At 61.1% G+C, this 17,023-nt stretch carries 15 protein-coding genes; 12 read left to right on the top strand and 3 right to left on the bottom strand.

All coding sequences use genetic code 11. From position 1 onward, the window contains the following. Nucleotides 1-136 precede the first annotated feature (136 nt). Entirely contained in the window at nucleotides 137-1,084 is a 948-nt protein-coding gene (locus D3P04_RS18785) for a LysR family transcriptional regulator (protein WP_119751404.1), read from the bottom strand. Between the two features lie 134 nt (nucleotides 1,085-1,218). On the opposite strand from D3P04_RS18785, the gene chvE reads away from it, so the two are divergent. The 10 genes from chvE to D3P04_RS18735 all read left to right on the top strand — a co-directional run bounded on the left by chvE (nucleotide 1,219) and on the right by D3P04_RS18735 (nucleotide 12,083). Continuing rightward, nucleotides 1,219-2,274 carry a multiple monosaccharide ABC transporter substrate-binding protein gene (gene chvE, locus D3P04_RS18780; protein WP_119751403.1) on the top strand — a complete coding sequence of 352 codons (1,056 nt, stop codon included), beginning with the start codon at nucleotides 1,219-1,221 and terminating at the stop codon, nucleotides 2,272-2,274. Between the two features lie 87 nt (nucleotides 2,275-2,361). After that, on the top strand, nucleotides 2,362-3,882 hold the full coding sequence (gene mmsA, locus D3P04_RS18775) for a multiple monosaccharide ABC transporter ATP-binding protein (RefSeq protein WP_119751402.1): 1,521 nt from the start codon (nucleotides 2,362-2,364) through the stop codon (nucleotides 3,880-3,882). Nucleotides 3,883-3,887: 5 nt separating this feature from the next. After that, nucleotides 3,888-5,069 (top strand): multiple monosaccharide ABC transporter permease, encoded by a 1,182-nt coding sequence (gene mmsB, locus D3P04_RS18770; protein ID WP_119751401.1) that lies wholly within the window; start codon nucleotides 3,888-3,890, stop codon nucleotides 5,067-5,069. A 3-nt stretch (nucleotides 5,070-5,072) separates the two neighbouring features. Then, complete coding sequence (araD1, locus tag D3P04_RS18765; RefSeq protein ID WP_119751400.1) at nucleotides 5,073-6,056, top strand: AraD1 family protein; 984 nt, start codon at nucleotides 5,073-5,075, stop codon at nucleotides 6,054-6,056. A gap of 9 nt (nucleotides 6,057-6,065) precedes the next feature. After that, complete coding sequence (gene araD, locus D3P04_RS18760) at nucleotides 6,066-7,808, top strand: L-arabinonate dehydratase (RefSeq protein ID WP_119751399.1); 1,743 nt, start codon at nucleotides 6,066-6,068, stop codon at nucleotides 7,806-7,808. Then, the gene (locus D3P04_RS18755) at nucleotides 7,808-8,719 is read left to right on the top strand and encodes a Gfo/Idh/MocA family protein (protein ID WP_119751398.1); all 912 of its coding nucleotides are present in this window, start codon (nucleotides 7,808-7,810) and stop codon (nucleotides 8,717-8,719) included. Before araD ends, D3P04_RS18755 begins: the two co-directional genes overlap by 1 nt. 10 nt (nucleotides 8,720-8,729) lie before the next feature. Next, nucleotides 8,730-9,575, top strand: coding sequence for an SMP-30/gluconolactonase/LRE family protein (locus D3P04_RS18750; protein WP_119751397.1), 846 nt, complete (start codon nucleotides 8,730-8,732; stop codon nucleotides 9,573-9,575). Further along, the gene (locus tag D3P04_RS18745; protein WP_119751396.1) at nucleotides 9,572-10,552 is read left to right on the top strand and encodes an aldose epimerase family protein; all 981 of its coding nucleotides are present in this window, start codon (nucleotides 9,572-9,574) and stop codon (nucleotides 10,550-10,552) included. The genes D3P04_RS18750 and D3P04_RS18745 overlap by 4 nt, the downstream gene beginning before the upstream one ends. After that, nucleotides 10,549-11,454, top strand: a complete 906-nt coding sequence (locus D3P04_RS18740; protein ID WP_119751395.1) for a 2-dehydro-3-deoxygalactonokinase — start codon at nucleotides 10,549-10,551, stop codon at nucleotides 11,452-11,454. The genes D3P04_RS18745 and D3P04_RS18740 overlap by 4 nt, the downstream gene beginning before the upstream one ends. Next, nucleotides 11,451-12,083 (top strand): 2-dehydro-3-deoxy-6-phosphogalactonate aldolase, encoded by a 633-nt coding sequence (locus tag D3P04_RS18735; RefSeq protein ID WP_119751394.1) that lies wholly within the window; start codon nucleotides 11,451-11,453, stop codon nucleotides 12,081-12,083. The genes D3P04_RS18740 and D3P04_RS18735 overlap by 4 nt, the downstream gene beginning before the upstream one ends. A 147-nt stretch (nucleotides 12,084-12,230) precedes the next feature. Here the strand turns inward: D3P04_RS18735 and D3P04_RS18730 are convergent, their stop codons facing one another. Next, nucleotides 12,231-13,016 (bottom strand): protein-disulfide reductase DsbD domain-containing protein, encoded by a 786-nt coding sequence (locus D3P04_RS18730; protein WP_119751393.1) that lies wholly within the window; start codon nucleotides 13,014-13,016, stop codon nucleotides 12,231-12,233. A 103-nt stretch (nucleotides 13,017-13,119) separates the two neighbouring features. Here D3P04_RS18730 and D3P04_RS18725 point away from each other — a divergent pair, with 103 nt between their 5' ends. Both D3P04_RS18725 and D3P04_RS18720 read left to right on the top strand, forming a co-directional pair. Continuing rightward, nucleotides 13,120-13,710 carry a YqgE/AlgH family protein gene (locus D3P04_RS18725; protein ID WP_119751392.1) on the top strand — a complete coding sequence of 197 codons (591 nt, stop codon included), beginning with the start codon at nucleotides 13,120-13,122 and terminating at the stop codon, nucleotides 13,708-13,710. 246 nt (nucleotides 13,711-13,956) lie between these two features. Further along, nucleotides 13,957-15,069 (top strand): Hint domain-containing protein, encoded by a 1,113-nt coding sequence (locus tag D3P04_RS18720; RefSeq protein WP_119751391.1) that lies wholly within the window; start codon nucleotides 13,957-13,959, stop codon nucleotides 15,067-15,069. A gap of 27 nt (nucleotides 15,070-15,096) precedes the next feature. Here the strand turns inward: D3P04_RS18720 and cobT are convergent, their stop codons facing one another. After that, on the bottom strand, nucleotides 15,097-16,965 hold the full coding sequence (cobT, locus tag D3P04_RS18715; RefSeq protein ID WP_119751390.1) for a cobaltochelatase subunit CobT: 1,869 nt from the start codon (nucleotides 16,963-16,965) through the stop codon (nucleotides 15,097-15,099). Between the last annotated feature and the right edge of the window lie 58 nt (nucleotides 16,966-17,023).

Genomic DNA, 17,023 nt, shown 5'->3' with positions numbered 1-17,023 from the left:
AGCCTTCTTCTTCACCCAAATATCCCGGGGGCGGGTGGTACGCCACTGGTTCGAAAACCACCCGGCGACGAGACAGCGCCCCCAACCATTAGCGGGCCGCAGATAATTCGGTGGCTGCGGTCACGCCGGGGATGCTCTAGCCAGATCCCGGGCGCTTGTCGGAAAGGCGGATAATGGTGCTTTGAAGCCTTTGGGCCAGCGGGGTCAGTACGCGGCGGCGCAGGCTCAGCAAGTAATAGGGCGAGACGCGGATGTCATGCGGCGTCCGCAGCACCGAGAAACCCGCATTGATGGGCGGATGGGTCAGCATCCGGGCCAGTTCTTCGGATAGCGGCGAAACCGCGTCGCTATTTGACAGATAGGCGATCGTGAACAGCAGCGACGCGCTGTTCACGACCCGTGTGGGTTCCGGGATCCCGACGCCTGCAAATGCCGCCAGAGTGGCCTCGCGTATCGGGGCGCCGCGGGTCTGCATGATCCATTCATATTCCAGAAGCTGCGTCAGCGTGACCGGGTCATGCCGTGTCATCGGATGACCTGCCCGGACCAGAAACCGGACCCTTTCGCCCGACATTTCACGAATGTTGAAATCCTTGCTGTCGAATTCGGGCAGGATGCGGGCAAGCGCCAGATCCATTTCGCCCGCGGCCAGATATGTCAGCAATTCGCGCGACGGCTGCACGTCGACGGTGATTTCGGCCTTGGGTGATGTCGCCTTCACCTCGCGGATGGCCGAGACCACGATGTCGACGGCCGGGCCGGTCACCGCGCCGATCCGGACCGATCCCGCCTCGCCGCCTTTCATTTCCCGGATATCGCTGGCCATGCTGCCATATTCCCGCAGGATGGCCTGCGCGCGTCGCAGGACCGAAAGCCCGATCTCGGTCGGCTCCATGCCCTTGGGTTGCCGCAGGAACAGTCTGGCGCCGATCTTCTGCTCGATACCCGCAAGCATGCGCGAGGCCGCCGGCTGGGTCATGCCACAGGCTTCAGAGGCCATCTGAAGCTGTCCGTGCTGCGCGATCTCTTGAATCAGGCGCAGCTGGACAGGTTTCAGGAGTGAGTGGGTGTTGGGATATGACATATCAAACAAGGTATGTGGATTGCAGGTTTTGGCATTTTACAGTCAAGACGACGTTTTGGTAAAGCAATCCGTGTACCGCGATTTCCGGCGGTCATTTTGTCAGATAAAGAAGTCTGCCAATCAGGGAGGTTACCATGAAATTCAAGATCGCAGCGGTTGCGCTGTCGCTTGGCATGTCCGGGTTTGCGTTCGGGGCCATGGCTGAAACAATCGGCATCGCCATGCCCACCAAGTCATCCGCGCGCTGGATCGACGATGGAAACAACATGGTCAAGCAGTTCCAGGAGGCCGGATACGAGACCGACCTGCAATATGCCGAGGACGATATTCCGAATCAGCTTGCCCAGGTCGAGAACATGATCACCAAGGGCGTCGACGTGCTGGTCATCGCCGCCATCGACGGCACCACGCTGTCGAACGCATTGGCGAATGCGGCGGCCGCCGATATCAAGGTGATCGCCTATGACCGCCTGATCCGCGATACGCCCGATGTCGACTATTACGCGACCTTCGACAATTTTCAGGTCGGCGTGCAACAGGCCAACACGGTGGTGCAGGGCCTCAAGGAACGTTTTCCCGATGTGAAGCCGTGGAATGTCGAATTGTTCGGCGGAAGCCCGGACGACAACAATGCCTATTTCTTCTATGATGGCGCGATGTCGGTATTGCAGCCGATGATCGACTCGGGCGAGATCGTCATTCCGTCCGGTCAGATGGGCATGGACACGGTGGGGACGCTTCGCTGGGATCCGGCGACCGCGCAGTCGCGGATGGATAACCTGCTGTCGGCCAACTATACCGACAAGGAAGTGCATGGCGTGCTGTCGCCTTATGACGGCCTGTCCATCGGTATCCTGTCCTCGCTGAAAGGCGTCGGCTACGGTTCGGGCGATCTGCCGATGCCGATCGTCAGCGGTCAGGATTCCGAGGTGCAGTCGGTCAAGTCGATCATCGCGGGCGAGCAATATGCGACGATCTTCAAGGATACCCGCAAGCTGGCCGAAGTCACCGTCGACATGGTGAATGCGATGCTGGAGGGTGAAGAGCCCGAGATCAACGACACCGAGACCTATGACAACGGCGTCAAGGTCGTGCCTTCCTATCTGCTGGAGCCGGTGGCAGTGGATGGATCGAACTGGGAAGAGGTCCTGATCGGTTCGGGCTATTACACCGAAGACCAGCTGAAATAATCCCGATCTGCGGAAAGAAGCCATTGCAGGCCGCCCCCTTTCCGGGCGGGCGGCCTGCGCAGGTACAGCCAGCACCGGAGTGAAGGCATGACCGCGCTTTTGGAAATGCGCAACATCACCAAGACCTTTCCGGGCGTCAGGGCATTGGACAATGTCAGTCTGACCGTCCGCGAAGGAGAGATACACGCGATCTGCGGCGAAAACGGCGCAGGAAAATCAACGCTGATGAAGGTGCTTTCCGGGGTCTATCCGGCCGGCAGCTATGACGGCGAGATCAGCTATGACGGCAAGCCCGCCGAATTTCGCGATATCCGCGAAAGCGAGGAACTGGGCATCATCATCATCCATCAGGAGCTGGCACTGGTTCCGCTTCTGTCGATCGCCGAGAATATCTTTCTGGGCAATGAGCGCGCGGCGAATGGCGTCGTCAACTGGCGCGAGACGTTCCGGCAGACCGAGGGGCTTCTGGCCAAGGTCGGCCTGCGCGAGCCTCCGGGCGTGAAGGTGGACAGTCTCGGCGTGGGCAAGCAGCAGCTTGTCGAGATCGCCAAGGCCCTGTCCAAAAATGTGCGCCTGCTGATCCTGGACGAGCCGACAGCCGCGCTGTCGGAATCGGACAGTCAGGCGCTGCTGGATCTTCTGCTGGAACTGAAGGGGCAGGGCGTCACCTCGATCATCATCAGCCACAAGCTGAACGAGGTACGCAAGATCGCCGACAGTGTCACCGTGATCCGCGACGGCGCGACGATTTCGACCATCGATGCCCGGCAGGGCGATTTGACCGAGGACAGGATCGTCCGCGATATGGTCGGGCGCGACATGGCGAACCGTTATCCCGATCGCGAGCGACGCGCGGGCGAGATCGTGCTTGAACTGAAGGACTGGAACGTCTTTCACCCACTTCATGCCGACCGTCAGATGATCCGGGATCTGTCAATGGAGGTCAGGGCCGGAGAGGTGGTCGGCATTGCCGGGCTGATGGGTGCAGGCCGGACCGAGCTTGCGATGAGCGTATTCGGGCGCAGCTATGGGCGGAATATTTCCGGGCAGGCGCTCATGCATGGAAAGCCGGTGGACCTGTCCACTGTGGACAAGGCGATCGCCGCCGGGCTCGCCTATGTGACCGAGGATCGCAAGACGCTTGGCCTGATCCTCGAGGAAACCATCCGCCGCAATACCATCCTTGCAAATCTGGACGGGGTTGCGAATGGCGGCATCGTCGATGAGAACCGCGAAACCGCAGTCGCCGAGAAATATCGTGCCGCGTTGAACATCCGCACGCCGGGTGTGTTCCAGAAGGTCATGAACCTGTCGGGCGGAAATCAGCAGAAGGTCGTCCTGGCCAAATGGCTGTTCACCGAGCCGGAACTGCTGATCCTGGACGAGCCGACGCGGGGGATCGATGTCGGCGCGAAATATGAAATCTACAATATTATCAACGATCTGAGCGCTGCGGGCAAAGCCGTGATCATGATCTCGTCGGAAATGCCCGAACTGCTGGGCATGTGCGACCGGATCTATGTCATGAACGAGGGCAGATTCGTGGGCGAACTGCATGCAGAAGACGCCTCGCAAGAGCGGATCATGTCGCTGATCGTCAGGGAGTAGGAAATATGGAACAGGCCAGCAAGGCGCCGGGGATCGGCAGTTACATTTCCAGGCATATCCGCGAATACGGGCTGCTCTTTGCCCTGATCGCGATCATGCTGTTCTTCGAAATCGTGACCGGGGGCACATTGCTGCGGCCGGTCAATATCACCAACCTGTTCCTGCAGAACAGCTATATCATCATCATGGCGCTGGGCATGCTTCTGGTGATCGTGGGCGGCAATATCGACCTGTCGGTCGGGTCGGTCATGGGCTTCATCGGTGCATTGGCCGCTGTCATGGTGGTCAGCATGAAGCTGCCCGTGGGTGTGGCGATGATCGTCTGCCTTGCGGTGGGTGCCGCGATTGGCGCGGTGCAGGGCTATTTCGTCGCCTATTGGAAAATTCCGTCATTCATCGTGACGCTGGCGGGGATGCTGGTTTTCCGGGGATTGTCCCTGTGGCTGCTTGCCGGGCAATCCATCGGCCCCTTCCCGCGTAATTTCCAGATGATCTCGACCGGGTTCATTCCCGATCTTTTCGGCCCGGACAAGCCCAATATCCTTGCCATTGCGGTTGGTGTGACGACCGTTCTCGTGCTGATCTGGCTTGCGCTGCGCAACCGCGCCCGCAATGCGCGCTATGGGATCGAGGATGAGCCTTGGGGATTGTTCCTCCTGCGTAACGCGATCATCTCTTTCGCGCTGCTTTTCGTGACCTGGAAACTGGCCTGGTTCCGGGGCCTGCCGAATGTGCTGATGCTGATGGTGGTCCTGACGGTCATCTATGTTTTCCTGTCGGAACGCACGACCATGGGGCGGCGCATCTATGCCGTGGGCGGCAATGCGAAGGCCGCGAAACTGTCGGGGATACGGACCGAGCGGCTGACCTTCCTGACCTTCGTCAATATGGGATTGCTGGCGGCGCTTGCAGGGCTGGTCTATGCCGCGCGGCTGAATACGGCCACGCCCAAGGCGGGCTTCGCCGTCGAACTCGACGTGATCGCCGCGGTCTTTATCGGCGGCGCCTCCATGGCGGGCGGTTCGGGCAAGATCGTCGGCGCGGTGGTCGGGGCGTTTATTATGGGTGTCATGAATAACGGCATGTCGATCCTTGGCATCGGCATCGATTATCAGCAGGTGATCAAGGGGCTGGTGCTTCTCGCCGCGGTATTCTTCGACGTCTACAACAAGAACAAAGAGGGCTGAAACATGCACCTGTCCCAGATCCGCCTGAACGATGGAACACGCGCAGTCGTTCTGCGCGAGGGCGAGAGGGCGCATGTCGTCCGGGATACGGCCAGCACCTATGACCTCGCGCTGGCGGCAATCGCCGCTGGTCACGCGCTAAGCGAGGAAATCGCCGCGCGTGGCCTGGGCGGGCCGGTCGATCTTGCCGCCGCCTTGTCCGAGGGGCGCGTGCTTCTGCCGCTGGATCATCCCGATCCCACCCATATGCATCTGACCGGGACGGGGCTGACCCATACCGGCTCTGCCTCGGCGCGGGATTCGATGCATCATGGCGTCGATCCGGACGCATTGACCGACAGCATGAAGATGTTCCGCATGGGCGTGGAGGGTGGAAAACCCGCCAATGGCGTGGCCGGTGTGCAGCCCGAATGGTTCTACAAGGGCAATGGTCATGCGGCGACCGCGCCCGGGGCGGCGCTGCTTTCTCCGGAATTCGCGTTGGACGCCGGCGAAGAGCCCGAGCTTGCAGGGCTTTATATCGTCGCGCCCGACGGCCGGCCGTTCCGGCTGGGCTTTGCGCTTGCGAACGAGTTTTCCGACCATGTGACCGAGCGTGGCAATTATCTGTGGCTGGCGCATTCCAAGCTGCGCCCGGCAAGTTTCGGCCCCGAAATCCTGATCGGCGATCTGCCTGATCATATCGATGGCGAGTGCCGGGTTCTGCGTGACGGCGCGGCGATCTGGGAAAAACCGTTCCTGTCGGGCGAGGCGAATATGTCGCACAGTATCGCCAATCTGGAGCATCATCACTTCAAATACGATCTGTTCCGGCAACCGGGCGACGTGCATGTGCATTTCTTCGGAACCGCGACGATTTCCTTTGCGGATGGCATATCGGCCCAGCCCGGCGACATATTCGAGATCAGCAGTGCGCCTTTCGGCCTGCCGCTTCGCAATCCGCTGCAAATTTCCGCCGCCGGTCCTGTCCATATCGAAACGCTTTAAGGGCCTGTCATGAGCTTTAACCCCGCATCCTGGCCCCGCAGACTGCGTTCGCAGGAGTGGTATGGCGGCAATAGCCGCGATACGATCTATCACCGCGGCTGGCTGAAAAATCAGGGCTATCCGCATGATCTGTTCGACGGGCGTCCGATCATCGGCATCCTGAATACATGGTCGGACCTGACGCCCTGCAACGGGCATCTGCGCGAACTGGCCGAGAAGGTGAAGGCGGGTGTCTGGGAAGCCGGCGGTTTCCCGGTCGAGGTGCCGGTTTTCTCGGCCTCGGAAAACACATTCCGTCCTACGGCAATGATGTTCCGCAATCTGGCCGCCCTTGCTATCGAGGAAACCATTCGCGGTCAGCCGATGGATGGCGCGGTGCTGCTTGTCGGTTGCGACAAGACCACGCCAAGCCTGATGATGGCGGCGGCCTCGACTGATATTCCGTCCATTGTCGTGACCGGCGGGCCGATGCTGAACGGCTATTTCCGGGGCGAGCGAGTGGGTTCGGGCACCCATCTGTGGAAATTCTCGGAAGCCGTGAAGGCGGGCGAGATGACGCAGGAAGAGTTTCTGGAGGCCGAGCAATCCATGTCTCGGTCATCCGGCACCTGCAACACGATGGGCACGGCCTCGACCATGGCCAGCATGGCCGAGGCACTGGGAATGGCGCTTTCGGGTAATGCGGCGATCCCGGCCGTGGATAGCCGCCGCCGTGTCATGGCGCAGCTTTCCGGGCGACGGATCGTGCAGATGGTCAAGGACGATCTGAAGCCCTCGGATATCCTGACCAAACAGGCATTCGAGAACGCGATCCGCACCAATGGCGCAATCGGTGGATCGACCAATGCGGTTGTGCATCTGCTGGCGCTTGCGGGACGGGTCGGCGCGGATGTGACGCTGGATGACTGGGATCGTTGCGGGCGCGATGTGCCGACCATCGTGAATCTGATGCCATCTGGCGAATATCTGATGGAGGAATTCTTCTATGCCGGGGGTCTGCCGGTCGTCATCAAGCGGCTGGGCGAGGCGGGTCTGCTGCACAAGGATGCCCTGACCGTCTCGGGGTTGACGATGTGGGACGAGGTGAAGGATGTCGTCAACCATAACGAAGACGTCATTCTGCCCGCTGAAAGAGCCCTGACGCCACAGGGCGGCATTGCGGTTCTGCGTGGAAATCTTGCTCCGTCAGGGGCGGTACTGAAACCCTCGGCGGCCAGTCCGCATCTGCTGAACCATCGGGGGCGCGCTGTCGTGTTTGAGGATATCGACGATTACAAGGCGAAGATAAACGACGACGGCCTCGATATCGACGAAACCTGCATCATGGTGCTGAAGAATTGCGGGCCGAAAGGCTATCCGGGCATGGCCGAGGTCGGGAATATGGGCCTGCCGCCCAAGGTGCTGAAAAAAGGCATCACCGATATGGTGCGGATATCCGATGCACGCATGTCGGGCACCGCCTATGGCACCGTGGTTCTGCATACCAGCCCCGAGGCGGCGGCGGGCGGCGCTTTGGCCGTCGTGCGGGATGGTGACATGATCGAACTGGACGTGCCGAACCGCCGCCTGCATCTCGAGATCAGCGATGATGAATTGGCCGCGCGACTGGCGGAATGGCAGCCCATGCATGAACGGCCCGCCAGCGGCTATGAATGGCTGCATCAGCAGCATGTCACCGGCGCGGATACCGGCGCCGATCTTGATTTCCTGAAAGGATGCAGGGGCAATCCGGTCGGAAAGGACAGTCATTGATGAAAATCGCTCTGGTCGGTATCGGCAAGATCGCTGTGGATCAGCATGTGCCCGCAATCGCCGCCAGCCCCGATTGGGAACTGACGGCGACCGTCTCGCGCAGCGGCAGGGTTAATGGCATCGAGGCGTTCACCGGGATTTCGGAAATGCTGGCCGCGCGCCCGGATATCGAAACCGTCAGCCTTTGTCTTCCTCCGGTTCCCCGCTTTGCCGTGGCGCAAGAGGTGCTGCGGGCTGGACGGCATCTGATGCTGGAAAAGCCACCCGGTGCAACTTTGTCCGAGGTGCATGCGCTTGAGCGATTGGCGCAGGCGCAGGGTGTCAGCCTGTTTGCGACATGGCATTCCCGCATGGCTTACGGCGTGGCCGGGGCGAAGGCATGGCTTGCCGGGAAACAGCTGCACCGGGGCCGTATCATCTGGCGCGAGGATGTGCGGAAATGGCATCCCGGGCAGGACTGGATATTCGAGGCCGGGGGTATGGGCGTGTTCGATCCGGGCATCAATGCCCTGTCCATCCTGACCGAGATCCTGCCGACACCCCTGCATCTGACCGGCGCCGAGATGGATTTTCCCGCGAACCGTCAGGCTCCCATCGCCGCGCGACTGGATTTTGCCCAGAATATTCAGGCCGATTTCGACTTCCGGCAGGAAGGTCCGCAGACATGGGACATGGAGTTCGAGACAAGCGGCGGCCATCTGGCCCTGCGCATGGGCGGCAATATGCTTGAGATCGACGGCAAGGAAACCGCAGGTGAAAGCGATATCATGGGCGAGTATCCCGCGCTTTACGCCTGCATGACGGAACTGGTGCGGGATCGGCGCAGTGATGTGGATCTGTCGCCGATGATGCTGGTCGCCGACGCGTTCACCCTTGGCCGCCGCAATATCGTTGACGCGTTCGAGTTCTGAAAGGAAGCGCATGGCAGAAATCCATGATGAGCGCATCTGCGAATTGGGCGAGGGACCGCTATGGCATCCCGAGCGCGGGCAATATTTCTGGTTCGACATTCTCGGCTGCAGATTGTTGTCACGAGATCAGGGGTTTGCGCGGGAATGGCGGTTCGGGCAGATGGCCTCGGCTGCGGGCTGGGTGGATCGCGATCATCTGCTGATCGCGCATGAGCAGGGGCTGGGTCTGCTGGATCTTACCAGCGGCGAATTGGAGCCGGCCGCCGCGATCGAGGCGGATTGCCCTGAAACCCGCTCGAATGACGGGCGCGCGGATCGGCAGGGCGGCTTCTGGTTCGGCACGATGGGCAAAGGAGCGGAACCGGGCGCGGGGGCGGTTTACCGGTATTACCGGGGGGAAATCCGCCGCGTGGTCGACCGGATCACGATCCCCAATGCGATCTGTTTTTCTCCGGCCGGGGAAACCGCCTATTTCGCCGACACGAAAGAGCAGAAAATCTGGACCCAGCCGCTGGATCCGCAGGGTTGGCCCAGGGACGAACGCAGGCTTTTCCTTGATTGCGGCCCGCTTGGTCTTAGCCCGGATGGCGCGGTCACCGACTGTGAAGGCGCGCTTTGGGTTGCATGCTGGGGCGCGGGGGCGGTCATTCGCTTCGGGCCGGATGGGCGGCAGAAGGACAGGCTTGGGGTCGGCGGCAGGCATTCCAGTTGCCCGGCATTCGGCGGCGCGGAGCTGGACGAGATGCTTGTCACCACTGCACGCGAGGGGATTGAGCATCCCGACGCCGCGCAGGGCGTGACCTATCTGGTCCGGCCCTCCGTGAAAGGGCTGCCGGAACCACGAGTGATATTGTGAGCGTCCGGACTGTCTGCACACTGCCGGACGGGCGCGATATAGAAACCATCGAGATCGAGGCGGGCGGGCTAAGCGCCCGGGTCCTGACGCTTGGGGCGATCGTGCAGGATTTGCGGCTGGACGGTGTGGATCATCCGCTTGTCCTCGGCTCTCCCTGCGTTGAGGATTACCTTGGCCCTACGCGCTATTTCGGCGCGATCGCGGGGCGTTTCGCCAACCGTATCGGGGGCGGCAGATTTCATCTGGACGGCAAGGAGTACAGTACCGACCGGAATTTCATCGGGCGTCACACGCTGCATGGTGGGCATGACGGCGCGGCTCTTCAGAACTGGCGGATCGCCTCGGTCGCGCCGGACAAGGTCAGCCTGCGGCTGCATCTGCCCGATGGTCATATGGGATTTCCGGGAAACCTGCATGTGCAAGCCGATATCGGGTTGACCGTGGATTCCCTGATTATCGGGATCACGGCCGAAACGGATGCCGCGACGCCGTGCAGTTTCGCCCATCACGGCTATTTCGACCTTGATGGCGGCGGTGATATCCGTAAGCATTCGCTGATGATTCACGCCGAGACCTATCTTCCCACCGATGACGAGCTTATCCCGACGGGCAGGATCGCCCCGGTCGCGGAAACGCCTTTTGATTTCCGCGATCTGCGCAGGATCGGCAGCGCGGGCTACGACCATAATTTTTGTCTGTCCGACCGGCAGCAGCCGCTTCGCCCGGTTGCGCTTCTGGTTGGCGAAAGCGGGCTTGGGATGCAGGTCGAGACGACAGCCTGCGGCTTGCAGCTTTATGACGGCGCCGGGATCAAAAGCGTTGCGGGACTCGAGGGGCGCATATATGGGCCTTGGGCCGGAGTCGCGCTTGAAACGCAGCATTGGCCCGACGCGCCGAACCGGCCTGGTTTCCCGCCCGCGATTCTGAGACCGGAAGACCGGTATTCCGAAACCACCATTTACAGGTTCATCCAATGACTGCCCGATTGATCGCCATCGACTGGGGCACCAGCTCTTTCCGGGCGTGGCTGCTGGGCGATGATGGCGGAGTCATTGAGGAAATTCCCTCGGGGCCGGGCATCATGGCGGTCGCGGAGGGAGGTTTCGAGGATTGCTTCTCGACGCTGCTTTCCCCTTGGCTTTCGCGCTGGCCGGATCTGCCGGCCATTGCCTCGGGGATGATTACCAGTCGCAATGGCTGGGTCGAGACGCCTTATCTGCCACTGCCGCTTGATGCAAACGGGCTGGCCGCCTCGCTGCTGCGCCATGTCACGCAGGATGGGCACGAAGTTCATTTCACCGCTGGTGCCGTGAAAAACCCGGATCACGGCGTGCCGGATGTCATGCGCGGCGAAGAGGTCGAAATCTTCGGTCATCTGGCCGGGCAAGAGCATGCGGATGGCCTGTTCATCCTGCCGGGCACGCATAACAAATGGGTTCATGTCGAGAATGGCGTGCTGTCCGATTTCCAGACCTGCATGACCGGAGAGATTTTTGCCCTGCTTTACAAGGACTCGATCCTTGGGCGACTGGCCACGGATGATCCGGCCGACCCGGCTGCGTTCGGGCGCGGAGTTGCGGCTGGCCTGTCCCGGGGCTCGCTGATGTCGCGGCTGTTTTCCGCCCGTTCGCTGGCCCTGATGGGGCGTCTGGAGGGCGGGGATGTCGGCGATTACCTCTCGGGTCTGCTGATCGGGGATGAACTGGCGGTCCGGCTGCCGCTTCCCGATGAGCCTGTGACGATCATTGGTCGTGGCGATCTGGCGCAACGATATGCTCACGCCATGGCACAGGCCGGAGCTACGGCGGTCGTGGCGCCGCCCGGCATGGCGCGGGCCGGGCTATGGGAAATCGCGAAACTGGCAGGATTGGTTGAATGATGGATTGGAACAAGGCTTTTACGAGTTGCCCGCTGGTGGCGATCCTGCGCGGCATCAGGCCGGAAGAGGTCGAAGATGTGGCCGAAGCCCTGATCGGTGCCGGCTTTACCCAGATCGAGGTTCCGCTGAATTCTCCCCGTCCGTTCGAGAGCATCTCGCGTTTTGTCCAATATTGTGGCGACAGGGCTGTGATAGGTGCGGGCACCGTTCTGACGCCCGGGCAGGTGAGCCAGGTCGAAGAGGCGGGGGGACGCCTGATCATCGCGCCCAATTTCAACCCAGATGTGGCTGTGGCCGCTGCGGATCGGGGACTGATCTATGGTCCCGGCGTGGGAACGGCGAGCGAGGCGTTTTCGGCGATTGCGGCCGGGGCGGCGTTTCTGAAGCTGTTTCCGGCAGAGATGATCCCTCCGGCTGCCGTCAAGGCATTGCGGGCGGTTCTGCCGCAGGAATCCCGTTTGCTGCCGGTCGGGGGCATAAATCCCGATACGATGGCCCCATACCGACAGGCCGGTGCCGATGGGTTCGGCCTGGGTTCTGCGTTGTATAAACCGGGGATGCCCACGGCAGAGATCGGCGAACGGGCGGCAAAATTTATTGCGGTGTGGTCATCGGATGGATCGGCCTGACCCCACCCGGAACAGGTCACGCCGAATCGGAAATGCCGGTTATTTGCGTCCCGCGATGGCCGGGGGCGCTGCCCCCGGACCCCCGAGGTATTTACCGCAAAGAAGAAGGGGAGGAGGGGAAGTGAAGCCGGGCAGGCGCGACATGCTCTAATCCTGAAGCGTGCAACCTTGAATCTCGGTGGCGCCGTCCGGGGAGATTACCGTAATCAGAAGGTGCGAGGGATCAAGATCGAATGGTTTGCCGGATGGCGGCACGAAATCGGCTGTCGCGCGGGTGCCCTTGGCCTCTGGTTCAAGCTGTGCCGACGATACCCAGACATCCGGCCGCTCCTGCAACTCCATGGCTGCGAGTTCGATCCGGGCAACTGGCAGCAATACGCTAAGCTGGGTGCCATCCTCGATATTGCGGGTTGTACAGACCGGCCTGACAGAAGATGGGCGCGGCATTTTCTCGAGCGCATGGGTGATTTCGGGCGTGGGCGTTTCGCCGGGGGCAGGGGCCTGCAGTTCAAGATAGGCAGGCACGCAGATTTTCTCGCATACACCGAATTCGACAGCGGCGGTCAGTTCGACCGGGCTGGCGGGATCCTTCGGCCGGGCAGTGAAGGGCAGCACCAGCAAATCGTGATAGCCAAGCGTCGTTTCATCGCCCGAGATTATAGCCTCGGGCGCGGGCCAGTGCAGCGTGATTGCGGCCAGATTCGTGGATTCCTGCCAGTCGAATTCGGGCGGCAGCCCGCTATCCCCCGGCTTGCGCCAATAGGTCTTCCAGCCCGGTTCAAGTTGCAATTCAAAGGCAGAGATGCGGTTGCCGTCATTATCCGTCCAGCCGGGCAAGAGCCGTGCAGAACGGATCCCGGGCGGAAATTCGTCGGCGGAGGCGGTGATGCCGGTCAGAATCAGGCAAAGGGAAAGCAGGGAAAATCGGATCATGTGACTGAACTAGCGGCGATTGCGGCACAAATGAAGTCACAATAACGCGGGGGCTTGCATCCATGACACAGAGTGCTGATCTTATAAGGGATAAGGAGGCAAAATGACGAATAGCCCCGAACAGGATCCGCAGGCAAACCTGACAGGCAAGGTTCTTATTGCCATGCCGGGCATGAGCGATGCGCGGTTTCACCGCTCGGTCGTGTTGATCTGCGCACATTCCGCCGAAGGAGCAATGGGCCTGGTGCTTAACCGGCCCTTGCCCGAGATCGATTTTGACGATCTGATGCAGCAACTGGATATCAAAAGTGATGATGCGGCCCGCAGGATAGAGGTGCGCTTCGGCGGCCCGGTCGAACCGGGGAGGGGCTTTGTCCTGCACAAGGTGCCCGAACATGGCGAGGATCCCGATGGCCGTATGCGGATTGCGGGCGGGCTGGCGATGACGACGACCCGAGATATTCTGGAAGAGCTCGCGCATGGCAAGGGTCCGGAACCTGCCGTGCTTGCCTTGGGCTATGCCGGCTGGGGGCCGGGGCAGCTTGAGGATGAAATGCTGCGCAATGGCTGGCTGCTGGGAGAGTCCGCCGATGATCTGATCTTCGGCGTGGATCATGATGACAAATGGCCGGCTGCTTTGCGGGTTCAGGGCATCGATCCGTCGCTGCTTTCCGCTTCGGCGGGGCGTGCCTAGGGCCGCGCGCTACTGTAGGTTGTGCCGGTAGAATCCTGATATCATTAAAACTGAACCTCCATTCTCTGCTTCGTATCTGCATAGGCGCTGGCGCTAGCCGGTTTCGCAGGGCCGTGCGCTGCGTTCCGGAATCAATACGCAATGTTACCTATCGTTCTGTGCTTGCCAATCGATCGTCACAAAGGCATTAATCGGCTTTATGGCGTTTTGTTGACCGCTTTGTGTAAACAGTAAGGTTTTTGAGATATGGCGTTTTACGAGTTATTCTTCAGCAACGGTCAGCTTGGTGATTTCAATACAGTCGATCCGTGGAGGGTAGTGCTCGATCCCGAGGGTGATCAGACATTGCGAATCAACGACAACCATCCGGGCGACCGGCTGGTGGATGCCGGCGCGATCGGTAATCTCGACGAGATCACCGGCTGGAAGCTGACCGTTCAGGGCGACGAAGGCCATCTGACCCCGGACACTACTGGAAACGATGTGATTCCAAGCTCACCCGTTATCGTCGAATATTCGACCGATGGCGGAGCGACATGGAACAGCTATACCGCTGGAATCGGTCATCCCGAGGTCACCTATTCCGCCCGGCAGGACGAAGAGCAATGGATGGCGCTGACCGCAGCGACCGACAACCAGGGCGATGGGCAGTTCGGCTTCATCGTTGCCGATGGTGGGGTGACGCCGGGACAGGAATTCACCACCGACGAGACCGCATTCGAGGCGCAGACCGGGGAATATGCATTGCCCTGTTTCACCGATGGGGTCATGATCTCGACTGCGGGCGGTACGGTCCGGGCCGGTGATATTGCCGTCGGCGACGAGGTTCTGACGCTTGATAACGGGCTGCAGCGGGTTCGCTGGAAGTCATCCCGAAATCTGACGGCGGAAGATCTGGCGGCGAATCCGAAGCTGCGCCCTATTCGGATCAAGGCTGGGACCCTTGGCAATCAGACCCCGGCATCGGACCTGCTAGTGTCGCCACAGCACCGGATTCTGGTCCGGTCGCGGATCGCGATGCGCATGTTCGAGACCGATGAGGTGCTGGTAGCGGCCAAGCAATTGCTTGCGATCGACGGGATCGAGATCGCCGATGATATCGAAACCGTTACCTATGTGCATTTCCTGTTCGACGAACATCAGGTTCTGTTCTCGAACGGAGCCTGGAGTGAATCGCTTTATACCGGACCCGAGGCGTTGAAGGCCGTCGGTCCTGCCGCGCTGGAAGAGATTTACACGCTGTTCCCCGAGCTGCGCGAGGGCGTATCCTGGCCCGCCGCGCGTCCGCTGCCGAATGGGCGTTTTGTCCGGCAACTGGCCAGTCGCCACGCCGAGAACAGCAAGCCGCTGGTTGCCTGATCCCTTGAAACGAAGCGCCGCGCCGGATCAGGCGCGGCGCATATTCTGAATTCCCATGACACGCGCCCGTTTGCGCGGATCGCTATCGAACAGGGAGGCAAGCTGTTCGGTGATTGCGCCCGCAAGCTGTTCGGCATCCGTGATCGTCACGGCGCGCGCGTAATAGCGGGTCACGTCATGGCCGATGCCGATTGCCAGCAGTTCGACGAGTTTCTTGCGCTCGACCATGGCGATCACGTCGCGCAGATGCTTTTCCAGATAATTCGCCGGATTTACCGATAGCGTGGAATCGTCGACCGGCGCACCATCCGAGATCACCATCAGGATTTTTCGCGCCTCGGTGCGCTTGACCAGCCGTTTATGCGCCCATTCAAGCGCCTCGCCATCGATATTCTCTTTCAGCAGCCCCTCTTTCATCATCAGCCCAAGATTGGGCCGCACCCGCCGCCATGGCGCATCGGCAGGCTTGTAGATGATGTGACGCAGGTCGTTCAGGCGTCCGGGATTGGCAGGGCGGTTCGCTTGCAGCCACGCCTCGCGCGCCTGCCCGCCCTTCCAGGCGCGGGTGGTGAAGCCCAGGATCTCGACCTTGACGCTGCAGCGTTCCAGCGTCTGCGCAAGAACATCCGCACAGATCGCCGCGATAGAGATCGGGCGTCCGCGCATCGAGCCGGAATTGTCCAGAAGCAAGGTCACGACGGTATCGCGGAACTCCATGTCCTTCTCGACCTTGAAGCTTAGCGGTGTGGTCGGATTGGCGACGACGCGGGCCAGACGCCCGGCATCCAGAACGCCCTCTTCCTTGTCGAATTCCCAGCTTCGGTTCTGTTGCGCCTGCAAGCGCCGCTGCAATTTATTCGCCAACCGGCTAACCGCGCCGCGCAGGGGTTCAAGCTGCTTGTCCAGATAGGCGCGCAGCCGTTCCAGTTCGGCGGGTTCTGCCAGTTCCTCGGCGCGGATATCCTCGTCCCATTGCTGGGTGAAGACCTTGTAATCGGGTGACGCCTCGCTGACTGGAGAGGGCAGGTCGGGGGGCGTTTCTGCCTCGGGCATCTCGGCTTCGTCGGTCAGTTGCTCTTCGGACTGGTCGTCCATGCTGACCTGAGCCTGCCGTTCGTCCTGCTGTTGTTCCTGACTGCGTTCGGGCGAGCTTTCGGCATCCTCGCCATCGTCCTGATCGCGGGACTGGTTGTCGCCGGATTCCTCGTCCTGCTCGGCGTTTTCGTCGGGATCGTCTTCTTCGGGCGCGTCCGGATCCTCACCCAGCTGATCGCCATAACCCAGATCGCTGATGACCCGGCGCGACAGCCGTGCAAAGGCTGCCTGATCGGCCAGAACCTCCTGCACATCGGCCAGCGTATCGCCCGCCTGCTGTTCCACGAATGGCCGCCACAGATCGGCGACATTTTGCGCGCCCCGGGGCAGGGCACGCCCCGTCGCCGCCTGCCGCAGGATATATCCCGCAGCCACTGACAGCGGCGCATCGGACGGGGCCTTGATATTCGCATAGCCCTTTTTCTCGGCATCGGCGCCGATCTTGTGATCGATATTGGACAATGCGCCGGGCATGTCGCGCGCGCCCAGCGCCTCGCAACGGGCGGTTTCCAGCGCTTCGTAGAGTTCCTTGGCCATCGGTCCGGCAGGGGCGAATTTCGAATGGGTTGCGGTGTCGTGATGACGCATCCGCATCGCAAGCGCATCCGCCGCGCCCCGCGCCAGAAGGATCTCGTCGCGCCCCATCCGGCGGCTGATCTGAGGCAGCCGCATCGTATCGCCCGAAACCCCTGCGGGATCGGCACTGAAGGTCACGTTCAACTCACGCTCATCCGCGAGGGCGCGGGTGGCCTCGGTCAGAGCTTTCTTGAACGGATCGGCGGGGTTGTCGGAGTTTTTCATCCGGTGTCCTAACGATATCTGGCCAGTTCCGGCAGTGTAGCGGGCAAGCGCCCGCCCG

Origin of the sequence: Paracoccus onubensis, from assembly GCF_003591515.1 — a bacterium.
In the GTDB taxonomy this organism is placed as follows: Bacteria; Pseudomonadota; Alphaproteobacteria; order Rhodobacterales; family Rhodobacteraceae; genus Paracoccus; species Paracoccus onubensis.
This window is presented reverse-complemented; position numbering and strand designations above follow the sequence as displayed.